Raw genomic sequence first — 11,993 nt, forward strand, 5'->3', positions numbered from 1 at the left:
TGGTAACGCGATGCTTGCCCGCCGGTCTTTATTATGAGCGAGGAGGGATATGTATTGACCTTTAAAAGGCTTGTGCTGGTAGTGGCGGCGGTGATGCTGCTGCTCCTGGGCGCGACATCGGCCTATGCCGCCTATACCATCAATTTAAGCGAGCCGGTAGTCAGCACCAGCGTCCCCCCCTACGCCACCGTGACTGCAGGAGGCTCGGTGCAGGCAGACGGCCAGCCGGCAGTTGGCGTGCCAGTAACCCTGCGCCTGAGCGGCGCCGACGGACAGCTCCTGGCCGCTGACCAGGTGGCGACCGACAGCTCCGGCTCCTTCAGCCAGCCCCTGCCCCTGCCTGCGGGCACTAACAGCGGGAGCGCCACCCTGGTTGCTGCCGCTGCTGGGGCGATAGCCCAGCAGATTGTCGAGATTCCACCTCTGCCCGCAGCCTACTACGGCAGCGTTAAAAGCTCAGACGGCTCAAAAGTCGCCGCCGGCAGCGTCGAGGCCTATATTGACGGCCAGAAGGTCGGTTCCCTGGACTTCCAGAATGGCTTCTACGGGGGTTCCGGCGGCCTCGACCCCAAGCTGGTGGCCAGCGGCACCGACGCCGATAAAGGTAAAACCGTTACCTTTAAAGTCGTCATTAACGGCCAGGCTTACGACGCCACCCCTGCCTCCCCGGTAACGTGGGAGCCGGGTGATGTGCGGCAGGTCGACCTGTCCGTTGCGACCCAGCAGCCGCCTGCAGACGATAATGTGCCGCCGACGATAGCGTCTACCGACCCGGCGGCCGGAGCCACAGGTGTTTCTGTAGCCAAGGCCATCACTATCACCTTCAGCGAAAATGTCCAGGCCGGAGCGGCCTACGATAGTGTCGCTTTGAAAGACAGCTCCGGCAACAGCGTTGCCTGCACCAAGAGCATAAGCGGTAGCGTCCTTACTATTACACCGTCCGCCAACCTGGCCTCCAGCACCGTTTACACCGTGAGCCTCCCGGCGGCGGCGGTCCAGGACCTGGCCGGCAACGCCCTGGCCAGCCCTTTCACCTTTAGCTTCACCACCCAGGCCGCATCCAGCGGCGGGGGCGGCGGTGGAGGGGGAGGCGGTGGCGGCGGCCACGGCGGCGGCTCGACCACCCCTTCCGCAAACCGGGTAGAGCAGCCCATCCAGGCCGGCACGGCGACGGTAGCTGAACTCTCCGGGATCGCCCGCGTTGAGGTGCCGGCCGGGGCGGTTTCCGGCACAGGCGCGACCATCGCCGCCGAGGTGAAAGACAACTCCCTGGCCGTCCAGGCCGGTATGCCCCTCATCAGCAAAATCGTCGACGTGACATTGAAGAACGGTACCCTAAACGGGGAGCTAACCATCACCCTCTACTACGATAAAAGCAAGCTCGCCGCCGATCAGCAACCTGTGGCCTGCTATTACAACGCCAGCCAGGGGCAGTGGTTGCGTCTTGAAGGTAGCGTAGACGAAAATGCCGGCACAGTGGCGGTCACCGTCGACCATCTCACCCCCTTTGCCGTCTTCGCCGTGGGCAAGGAAGAAACGCCGCCGGTGACCTTCAAAGACATGCAGGGCCACTGGGCCGCCGGGACGGTCAGCCGCCTCGCGAACATGGGCGTCATATCCGGTTATCCCGACGGTACTTTTAAGCCTGACAGCCAGATCACCCGGGCGGAAGCCACCGCCATCCTGGCGCGAGCGCTGAAGCTGGCTCCGGGCAGCGAGCAGGACCTTAAGTTTAAAGACAACGCCGCCATTCCCGACTGGGCCCTGGGTGTCGTCGCAGCGGCGGCCAGGGAAGGGCTGATTAAAGGTTATCCGCAGCCTGACGGCAGCGTCACCTTCGAGCCCGGCCGCTCCATTTCCCGGGCGGAGCTGGCTGCCATAGTGGTCCGCATCCTGGCCATGAAGTCAGGTGCCCCGGCCCCGGCCGAGCTGAAGTTCGCCGACACGGCCAGCATCCCTGACTGGGCGCGCCAGAGCGTGGCCCAGGCCGTAGCCAGCGGGATCGTCGCCGGCTATCCCGACAACACCTTCCAGGCCGAGCGGCCCGTCACTCGGGCGGAAGCCGCGGCTATGATTCTGCGCCTCTTGGATAAGATTGGAACCCAAGGAGGCCAGTAAAGGTAACAATAAGCAAACCAAAAATCGCCGTTATAAGGAAAGGCAAAGGGTGGGGCATTAAATGCCCCGCCTTTATTTGATGCAGATTTGGCTGAATTTCCAAATCAGGAAAGGCAAAATTCCCAGCGACCGGCTGGCACGGCTCTGGCAAGTAAGACCCGCCTCAATGGATAAGGCGGCCATTGTCCCTGGATTTACGGTAGGCAAAAATCACTGCTCCTGCTGGTTAGCAAAAAGGCATTAGACGCATTAGAAGGCAAGATTACGTATCCAGAGCTGGAAGTGCAGGAAAAATCAGCATTGAATTCATTAGGGACATTCAGGAAATGTATCTAGCCCAGCAGCCGAAAGTGGAAAAAGTCCCATCATCTAGACGCAGATAAATTGCAGCAGGCTAGGAAAAAAATGAGCCACAATGTAGCGGAGATGCTCTTAAATATGCCCATATTAAATGGGCCTTAAAGTCCACTGACAAGGGCACTGCGAGCCTTATTACATGCAGCTTAAAATACCTATTTGCCCTAAACAGTGTAGTGGTAATAAAGGCAAGGTCTCGGACCAGATGGTGGAGCTTATTTTGAAAAAATCTTACAGTGGCTTGACACTATCCCCGGAAAGAAGTGATTTTAGCCCGCACGCAGAATCTGGTATAATAAGGCTGATGAGAACAAACGGGAATGGGGTGAGGGATCTGGCAGAGATCAGGGGGATCAACCGGATCAACGACTACGCCTTCAAGCGGATCTTCGGGTCGGAAGAAGGGAAAGAGGCACTGTTGAGCTTTCTCAATGCGGTACTGAAGTTACCGCCCGGCCGGGAACTGACCGACGTGGAACTGCTGGATCGGGAGATAGACCCAAAATACCTGCTGGACCGCGGCGCCAGGCTGGACGTCCTGGCCCGTACGAAAGAAGGCACACTCATCAACATCGAAGTCCAGGTGGCCAACCAGTACAATATAGACAAGCGCACCATGTACTACTGGGCGGGGCTGTATCACGGCCAGCTGACCAGCGGCCAGAAGTTCGCCGACCTGCGCAAGACCGTGACCATAAACATCCTGGCTTTTGACTGGTTCCGGGGCGACGGGCGGTACCACCGGGCCTTCCACGTGCGGGACGACGAGACCGGCGAGCTATTGTGCGACGACCTGGAGATCCACTTCCTGGAGCTAGAGAAGATAAAGGCGATCAAACGCAGGCCGAAGGACGCCCTGGAGGCGTGGATGATGTACCTGAATAACCTGGAAGGAGAAGAGATGGAGGCGATCGCCATGGAGAACCCCGGGATCAGGAAAGCGCTGACCATCGAGAAAGCCTTCTGGCAGAGTAAAAAGGAGCGCAGGCTCTACGAGCTGAGGGAGAAGGCCATGCGGGACGAGATTTCCGCGCTGGCCGGTGCCAGGGCCGAGGGTGAGACCAAGGGCAGGCAAGAGGCAATCTGCAAATACCTTGACGCCAGGTTTGGGGAGGCCTCACGGGACCTGCAGGAACGGATCAGGCAGATCGACAACTTGGAGGCCCTGGACAAAATCATCAACAGGATTTACACTGCCGGCTCGCTGGAAGAGGTGAAGGCCGTCATTGACGGCGCCACAAATTGAACTGCGGGAGAATTCCAAAAGGATCAGTTACCGGTAAATGAGGGGCTGGTCCTTTTGCGTTTTTCGGAAATTTTTCCCCGTGACTACGACCCGAGCTATTGCTAGATTTAGAAGCCAACATAAAGCAAGAGAAATTCACAGATTATTCAGGCATGCCGGACGGGTGCAGACTATTCAATCTGTGGACATGGATTTAGCTTTGGCCAAATCAATTTGCGGGTTGAAAGCTGTCAGCAAAGGTAGTATTTAGCCCGAATTTGGTTAGGTTAGGGTGAAAAAGAAATAACTGGTAGCTATTCGTTGTTGCACAGTCCCCTGTCCCGGCCACCCGAAAAGAATACTTATGGTTCAAAGGAAAATGTCCGCCAGTTGATTGAAGAAACGGCGGCAGCGGGAAAAGCAAATGCCCGCCCGGGACTACAGCAAGGAGATTATTGTCAGGTGGAAGCAATTGCCGGGAACCGAAAGCAAGGAAGCGTTACTCAAACACTAAACTTAACTTATCGAGTTATCGAGCGCCTCCTGCCCCGCGCCGGCGGGGCTTTTTCTTTTCACCAGCGGAATTGGAGTTAGTTCCGCCTCATGTCAATCCCCGGCCGGATGTGGTATAATACAGCTACAGGAGGATGAACCCGTGCCGGATAAAAGAGAACCCCACCATTCCCACGACAAAGGATACAAGCAGCTTTTCTCCAGCAAGCGGGCATTTCTGGAATTGCTCAAAACCTTTGTCCATGAGGAATGGACGAAAGACATAGACGAAGATAGCCTGGTACGGGTGGAGAAGTCCTACATTCTGCAGGACTTTAGCGAGAAAGAAGCAGATATCGTCTACCGTCTGAAGACGAAAGGTAACGACGTGATATTCTATGTTCTGCTGGAACTGCAGTCCACGGTGGATTACCTGATGCCCTTCCGGCTGCTGCTGTACATGGTAGAGATATGGCGGGACATTTACAACAACACGCCGGAGGGCGAGAGGGAGCGCAAGGGATTCCGGCTGCCCGCCGTCGTCCCGGCGGTACTGTACAACGGGGCAAACAACTGGACCGCCGCCCTGCACTTCAAAGAAATACTGGCCGGGTACCGGCAATTTGAGGAGCACGTATTAGACTTCCGGTACATCCTATTTGACGTAAACAGGTACGATGTAGAAGAACTTTACCAGGTGGCCAACCTGGTTGCCAGCATATTTGCGCTGGACCAGAAGATGGACGCGGGAGAATTGATCAGGCGGCTGCGGAAGCTGGCCGGCGGGCTGAAGAACCTGGGCCGGGATGAATTCAGGCAATTTGCCACCTGGCTTTCCCATGTATTCAAAGCCAGGCTGCCGGAGCCGGTACAGGAAAAGGTTGACAGGATTATTGGCGAAGTCAATCCGTGGGAGGTGGAAAAGATGATTACGAATCTGGAAATAACCCTTGAAGAGATGCAACAGCAGGCAGAAATGCGCGGGTTAATTAAAGGCAGGGCTGAAGGCAGGGCTGAAGGCGAGGCGAGGGGCAAGGTTGAAGCAACACAGGACGCCATCTGCAAATACCTCAAGAGGAGGTTTGGCGATGCATCAGCCGGCCTGCAGCAGAAAGTCCGGGAGATGACCAGCCTGGAAGTGCTGGACAGCGTCATGGAGGAATTATTTGCCGCAAACACACTGGAAGAAGCCGGAGACATCATCCGGGAAGGTATCAATAAGTCCCTTCAGTAGTCCTAGTGGATGGTGTCGATTGGAGTGCCGGGCACTTAACTTATTAACTTATCGAGCGCCTCCGGTCCCGCGCCGGTGGGCTTTTTCTTTTCACCGACGGTACACGGTTCAGTTCCGCCTCATGTCAATCCCCGGCCGGATGTGGTATAATACAGCTACAGGAGGATGAACCCGTGCCGGATAAAAGAGAACCCCACCATTCCCACGACAAAGGATACAAGCAGCTTTTCTCCAGCAAGCGGGCATTTCTGGAATTGCTCAAAACCTTTGTCCATGAGGAATGGACGAAAGACATAGACGAAGATAGCCTGGTACGGGTGGAGAAGTCCTACATTCTGCAGGACTTTAGCGAGAAAGAAGCAGATATCGTCTACCGTCTGAAGACGAAAGGTAACGACGTGATATTCTATGTTCTGCTGGAACTGCAGTCCACGGTGGATTACCTGATGCCCTTCCGGCTGCTGCTGTACATGGTAGAGATATGGCGGGACATTTACAACAACACGCCGGAGGGCGAGAGGGAGCGCAAGGGATTCCGGCTGCCCGCCGTCGTCCCGGCGGTACTGTACAACGGGGCAAACAACTGGACCGCCGCCCTGCACTTCAAAGAAATACTGGCCGGGTACCGGCAATTTGAGGAGCACGTATTAGACTTCCGGTACATCCTATTTGACGTAAACAGGTACGATGTAGAAGAACTTTACCAGGTGGCCAACCTGGTTGCCAGCATATTTGCGCTGGACCAGAAGATGGACGCGGGAGAATTGATCAGGCGGCTGCGGAAGCTGGCCGGCGGGCTGAAGAACCTGGGCCGGGATGAATTCAGGCAATTTGCCACCTGGCTTTCCCATGTATTCAAAGCCAGGCTGCCGGAGCCGGTACAGGAAAAGGTTGACAGGATTATTGGCGAAGTCAATCCGTGGGAGGTGGAAAAGATGATTACGAATCTGGAAATAACCCTTGAAGAGATGCAACAGCAGGCAGAAATGCGCGGGTTAATTAAAGGCAGGGCTGAAGGCGAGGCGAGGGGCAAGGTTGAAGCAACACAGGACGCCATCTGCAAATACCTCAAGAGGAGGTTTGGCGATGCATCTGCCGGCCTGGAGCAAAAAGTCCGGGAGATGACCAGCCTGGAAGTGCTGGACAGCGTCATGGAGGAATTATTTGCCGCCAACACACTGGAAGAAGCCGGGGACATCATCCGGGAAGGTATCAATAAGTCCCTCCAGTAGTCCTGGTGGACGGTGTCGATTGGAGTGCCGGGCACCTAACTTATTATAGTGCCAGACAAATTATAGCAATAACCGTCAACCAAAAGGATTTTTGCCAGTTGTGTCGAAAACAACCCATGTGGTTGTTTTTCTTTTTCCCCTGGAGGTGCTGGTTTGAGTTTAATCCAGTTTTATAATGTTACCAAGGTTTACCAACCGCATATTACCGCCCTCGATGACATCAGCGTGAAGATAGATAAAGGCGAATTTGTTTTCCTGGTAGGGCCCAGCGGGGCCGGGAAGACGACCTTTATCCGGCTCCTTTTCCGGGAAGAAGTGCCCACCAGGGGGCAGATTCTCATTGGCGGCCGGAGTATTGCCCGCCTGAAAAGGAGAGAAGTACCCTTCCTGCGGCGCAATATTGGTATCGTATTCCAGGATTTCCGCTTGCTACCGGAATGGACTGTTTTTGAAAATGTAGCCTTTGCCTTACGCGTGATCGAAGTTTCTCCCCGGGAAATTAAACCGCGGGTCGAAAAGGCCCTGGAACGGGTGGGGTTGAGCAACAGGGCGCGGATGTTTCCCCACCAGCTGTCCGGCGGCGAGCAGCAGCGGGCGGCCATCGCCCGGGCCATCGTCAATAACCCCCGCATCCTGGTGGCCGATGAACCTACCGGTAACCTTGACCCGGCAACATCCAGGGAAATAATGAAGCTCCTGGAAGAAATAAATTACCAGGGGACCACCGTGATCATGGCCACCCATGCCTGGGATATTGTCAACAGCATGCGCAAGCGGGTTATTGCCCTGCAACAGGGCCGGCTTGTACGGGACGACCGGGAGGGGGCCTATGGTTATGAAGCTTAGAACGGCCGGCTATTTTTTCAAACAGGCCGGCATATCTTTGTGGCGCAATTTTTGGATGAGCCTGGCGGCGGTGGCCAGCGTGGCCATCTCCATGTTTCTCCTGGGAGCCTTTTTGCTCCTGGTCTTTAATGTCAACTATATTGCCGCTAGCCTCCAATCCAATGTTGAAATCGCCGTTTTTCTCCAGGTTGATACCCCGCGCCAGGCAGCTTACCAGGTCCGGGACCAGGTTATGGCCATGCCCGGCGTGACGGAGGTTACCCTGGTACCTAAAGAAGTAGGTTTGAAGCAATTAAGCCAGCAATTTGGCGGCGAAGAGGAACTCTTAGGGGCTACCGGTGGCGTCAACCCCCTGCCCGACTATTTGCGGGTCCGGGTGGCCGACCCGGAAACTATTCACGAAGTAGCGCGGGCTATTGCCAGCCTGCCGGGGGTGGAAAAGGTAAATTACGGCCAGGAGGTTGTCGATCGCCTTTTTGCCGTGGTGCGCTGGCTGCGCTGGCTGGGAGCAGGCATTATTCTCGTTTTGGGGCTGGGGGCCCTCTTCCTGATTATCATCACCATCCGCCTGACAGTTTACTCCCGCCGGCGGGAAATCAACATCATGAAGTATGTAGGTGCAACCGACTGGTTTATTCGCTGGCCTTTTTTCCTGGAAGGCCTTTTCTTAGGGCTGGTGGGCTCCGGGTGTGCGGCCCTGGCCATTTATGCCGGTTACAGCCTGCTCTTAACCAGGGCGGGGGCGGCCCTGGTGTTCATCCCCCTCCTCAATGACCGGGTACTGTTATTAAACAGTGTTTTGAGCCTGGTGGCCGGGGGTGCCCTGGTAGGAGCCCTGGGCAGCCTCCTCTCCATCAGGCGTTTCCTGAAGGTCTGATCTAGAGCAGAAAGGAGGTGAAGCCATGCGCGGTAAAGTTACGGTCTGGTTGATCCTGGCGGTTTTTGCCCTGGGTATCCTGCCGGCCTATGGTGCTACCCTGGATGAACTGAAAAAGCAGCAACAGCAAATCCAGAAGAATATCGAGGACCAGCAAAGGCTCCTGGAGCAGAAGAATGATGAAGGCGAAGCCCTCCTCCGGCAATTGCAGCAATTGGAACAGGAGATCAAGGAAAAAGAGGCCCAGATAGCCAGGCTGGACCAGGAATTGAACGCCGCCCAGGCACGCGTCCAGCAGGCAACTCTCAAGCTGCAGCAGGCCGAAGCGGCCCAGGAAAAACGCATGGATATACTACGGACCAGGCTCAAGGATATCTACCAGGTGGGCCAGGTAAATTACCTGGAAGTCCTCCTCCAGTCCACCAGCTTGGAAGATTTCCTGGTGCGCATGGAACTCCTGGCCAAGATCGCCCAGGGTGATATGAAGCTCATCCAGGAAATCAAGGCTGAACGGGAAAAGATTGCCGCCCAGAAGGCCCAATTGGAAGCCGAGCGTGATAAGATTGCCCAGCTCCGGCGCCAGGCCGACGGTGAGCGGGTGCAGCTGGCTTCCCGCAAGGAAAGCCGGCGGCAGCTCCTAGCCCAGGTCGAGGCGGAGAAAAGGCGGGTCGCCGCGGCTCTGGATGAAATGGAAGCCCTGGCCCGCCAGATTGCCGCCAAAATCCGGGCCGAACAGGCTAAGAGTAAGCGCCAGTTATCACCAGGGGGCACAAAGGGTATGCTCTGGCCGCTACCCGGTTATACGGATATTTCTTCTCCCTTTGGTTGGCGCATCCATCCCTTGCTGAAGACCAGGCGTTTCCATGACGGCGTTGACCTCCCGGCTCCTACAGGGACGGAGATCATTGCCCCGTTAGACGGCCAGGTCATATCTACCGGCTACCTGGGGGGGTACGGCAATCACATTGTCATCGATCATGGCGGGGGGTTGTCCACCATGTACGCCCACCTGTCGGCAATCCTGGTCCGGGAGGGCCAGGAGGTAAAGAAAGGCCAGGTAATTGGCCGGGTAGGTTCAACGGGTTGGAGTACAGGCCCCCATCTCCACTTTATGGTCCTGCTCCAGGGTGAGCCCACCAACCCCATGAATTATTACTAATCTCTGTCCCTGCTACATAAATTAAAGTATGGGTTCAGGGAATGTTTTATAGCAGGCGGTGGTTGGCGTGGCAAAGATCTGGCGACAGGTTACCAACGGGCTACTGGTCCTTTGTGTTCTGGTCACCCTGACCCTGGGGGTGGGGGTGGCAACCCACTTCCAGGAAGTAGAGCAGCTGGTTAAGACCTATACCCTGTTGCGCTTCCAGGCTCTGGAGCCTATCAACACGGACAAGCTCATGGAAGGGGCCATCAGGGGCATGGTGGATGCCCTTGATGACCCTTATTCTACTTATCTTGATGCTAAAACTTACCGGCACCTCCAGGAAAGCGTTGCCGGCAGTTACGGCGGCGTTGGCCTTTTGATTACCCTGGATGAGAAAGACAAGAGGCTGATGGTGGTTTCTCCCTTTAAGGGTACTCCGGCCCAACGGGCGGGGATTAAAAGCCGGGATTATATCGTGGCCATCGACGGCCGCGATACCACCGGCATGGACCTGGAGACGGCCTCTAACCTGATGCAGGGGCAGCCGGGTACCAGGGTCGAACTCACTATCCTCCCCGCAGGCGAGAGTAATCCCCGCAAGGTAACCCTGACCCGGGAGATTATCAAGGTACCGACGGTGGACGGCAAAATACTCCCCGGCCATCCCGGCACAGGCTATATCAGCTTGACCATGTTCAATGAACAGACGCCTGCCGACCTGGGGCGGCTGCTGAACGAACTGCGCCAGCAGGGGATGCAGAAGTTGATCCTGGACTTGCGCAATAACCCCGGCGGTGCCCTGCCGGCGGCCGTCGATGTGGCCAGCTATTTTGTGGCTAAAGGGCCGGTGGTTTATATCGCCGACCAGAAAAATACCGAGGCTCTCATGGCCCGGGGGTATGCCCAGCCCCTGCCCCTGGTGGTCCTGGTAAACAAAGGCAGCGCCAGCGCGGCTGAGATTGTGGCCGGGGCCATCAAGGATACCGGCAGCGGCACCCTGGTGGGCGAGACGACTTTTGGAAAAGGTATAGTGCAGACGATCTTCCCCTTACCCGGCGGCGCTGCGGTGAAGATTACCACCCACAAATACCTCACACCTGGCAAGCACGATATAAATAAGAAGGGGATTACCCCTGATTACGTTGTCCCCATGGACCCCCAGCTGGAGCAGCAGGTCCTGGCCCGCGCCCCGGACCTGGAGCGGGATGTCCAGCTGCAGAAGGCGCTGGAGGTGCTGGGGAAGTAAGAGGGTACTGCCGGGGCTATTACTTCGACATGGCGTTCCTACATGTCTTTACGGATGGGGCCGGTACAGTAGCAGGTATCTCCCAGCATACGACCGGGCCGTCGTTCCTCGGGTTGCTGGTCAATGAGGTCTTTGGCCACCTGGCCGTCGTAGGTGTTAGCGGGGGTCACTTCCACCGCGGCTATAAACTCGGACTCCTGCTCCATGGCGATATGGGTCTTATACCCGTTGAAGGTACGGGCCGTTGATTTTCTACCATGACGCATATCGGGATCGACCGTAGAGATGAGCCGATCTTCTGCTACACCCTTTTTGATTTGATATTCTTTACCCTCTGCCTTGGGTTCGATATCCTGGAAGGTCACTTTTCTAAGATAGTCCGTAGCTTTTGTTCGGTTTCAGTGAGGGGAAGGGTGGCCGTCACCTCCAGCACCCGCAGGGCATCGTTAACTAAATCATTGAGAAGCGCTTCCCGGGCTGCAGCATTGCTCCAGTCGATGTCCGATTTCTTCCTATCCTGGTAATTCAGTTTCAGGCCGGCAAGAAGCTGGGAATCAAAGCCGGCGTTCTCGGCCAGGGAGTGCAAGAGTTTACGGATAGCGGTACGGATAAGGGTATAGGTATTCTGCACCGCTGCGATCTATAATCTGGGTGACCTGTTTCATGGAGATAAGCCTCTTCTTCGCCGCCTTTTGGAGGATCTCTTCCAAGACTACTCGCTCTTTCTGAAAGAGCAATAAACGGGTCCGAAACTTGGAAAGGGTGGAGATAACCCCATTAATCCCTAACTGCTCTTTTCCAACTTGATACCCCTTTTACCGATATAGCTGACCAGTGACTCCCGGTTTCAGGGCTTCCGGCGGGATTTCTCCCCCAACGTGCTGGCGGCCTCCTGGCTTTAGCGTTTCAGCATCCAGGGGTCTTTCGGGCAGTACCTCCGCACTTTTACCACCGCGCTTCAGGGAAAGTTCGGCCTGGTTGACGAGATGCCAGAGGTCTTCCACACTGGCGCCGGGGTTTAGCTCCTTTAGCTTGGAGAACTGGAGCATTTCCAGTTCCCGGCGCACGGCCCGGGGAGAGCGCCCCTCTTTTAGTTGCGGCAATACCTCCTGGGTAAGGAGGGGGATGGCGATTTTCCGGCCCTCCTGTTCCAGGAGGAGTTCCCCTGGTTTCAGGCGCCGGGTTCCCTGGTTCTTTTCCCAGCCTCTATAGCCTGGTTGGT

At 56.2% G+C, this 11,993-nt stretch carries 11 protein-coding genes; 8 read left to right on the plus strand and 3 right to left on the minus strand.

All coding sequences use genetic code 11. The annotated features are described in order from the left end of the window. Positions 1-54 precede the first annotated feature (54 nt). From MOMUL_RS11620 to MOMUL_RS11660, 8 genes are all read left to right on the plus strand, one after another. Positions 55-2,118, plus strand: coding sequence for an S-layer homology domain-containing protein (locus MOMUL_RS11620; RefSeq protein WP_062285111.1), 2,064 nt, complete (start codon positions 55-57; stop codon positions 2,116-2,118). 661 nt (positions 2,119-2,779) lie between these two features. Next, complete coding sequence (locus MOMUL_RS11630) at positions 2,780-3,721, plus strand: Rpn family recombination-promoting nuclease/putative transposase (RefSeq protein WP_064774410.1); 942 nt, start codon at positions 2,780-2,782, stop codon at positions 3,719-3,721. 634 nt (positions 3,722-4,355) lie between these two features. After that, the gene (locus MOMUL_RS11635; RefSeq protein WP_062285115.1) at positions 4,356-5,426 is read left to right on the plus strand and encodes an Rpn family recombination-promoting nuclease/putative transposase; all 1,071 of its coding nucleotides are present in this window, start codon (positions 4,356-4,358) and stop codon (positions 5,424-5,426) included. Between the two features lie 173 nt (positions 5,427-5,599). After that, positions 5,600-6,658, plus strand: coding sequence for an Rpn family recombination-promoting nuclease/putative transposase (locus MOMUL_RS11640; protein ID WP_062285117.1), 1,059 nt, complete (start codon positions 5,600-5,602; stop codon positions 6,656-6,658). Between the two features lie 153 nt (positions 6,659-6,811). Continuing rightward, positions 6,812-7,504, plus strand: a complete 693-nt coding sequence (ftsE, locus tag MOMUL_RS11645) for a cell division ATP-binding protein FtsE (protein WP_062285119.1) — start codon at positions 6,812-6,814, stop codon at positions 7,502-7,504. Beyond that, positions 7,494-8,381: a permease-like cell division protein FtsX gene (gene ftsX, locus MOMUL_RS11650; protein ID WP_062285121.1), complete on the plus strand. Its 888-nt coding sequence runs from the start codon at positions 7,494-7,496 to the stop codon at positions 8,379-8,381. Before ftsE ends, ftsX begins: the two co-directional genes overlap by 11 nt. A gap of 25 nt (positions 8,382-8,406) precedes the next feature. After that, positions 8,407-9,540, plus strand: coding sequence for a murein hydrolase activator EnvC family protein (locus MOMUL_RS11655; RefSeq protein ID WP_062285122.1), 1,134 nt, complete (start codon positions 8,407-8,409; stop codon positions 9,538-9,540). Positions 9,541-9,607: 67 nt separating this feature from the next. Then, positions 9,608-10,771, plus strand: a complete 1,164-nt coding sequence (locus MOMUL_RS11660; RefSeq protein ID WP_062285123.1) for a S41 family peptidase — start codon at positions 9,608-9,610, stop codon at positions 10,769-10,771. Positions 10,772-10,809: 38 nt separating this feature from the next. Here MOMUL_RS11660 and MOMUL_RS11665 read toward each other — a convergent pair whose 3' ends face one another. The 3 genes from MOMUL_RS11665 to MOMUL_RS16695 all read right to left on the minus strand — a co-directional run. Further along, on the minus strand, positions 10,810-11,136 hold the full coding sequence (locus tag MOMUL_RS11665) for a transposase (RefSeq protein WP_062285124.1): 327 nt from the start codon (positions 11,134-11,136) through the stop codon (positions 10,810-10,812). Then, entirely contained in the window at positions 11,133-11,402 is a 270-nt protein-coding gene (locus MOMUL_RS11670) for a hypothetical protein (RefSeq protein ID WP_062285125.1), read from the minus strand. Before MOMUL_RS11670 ends, MOMUL_RS11665 begins: the two co-directional genes overlap by 4 nt. A gap of 184 nt (positions 11,403-11,586) precedes the next feature. Next, the coding region (locus MOMUL_RS16695; RefSeq protein ID WP_161485012.1) for a hypothetical protein at positions 11,587-11,993 on the minus strand (407 nt) is incomplete at its 5' end.

The organism is Moorella mulderi DSM 14980 (assembly GCF_001594015.1).
Lineage (GTDB): Bacteria > Bacillota > DSM-521 > Neomoorellales > Neomoorellaceae > Neomoorella > Neomoorella mulderi.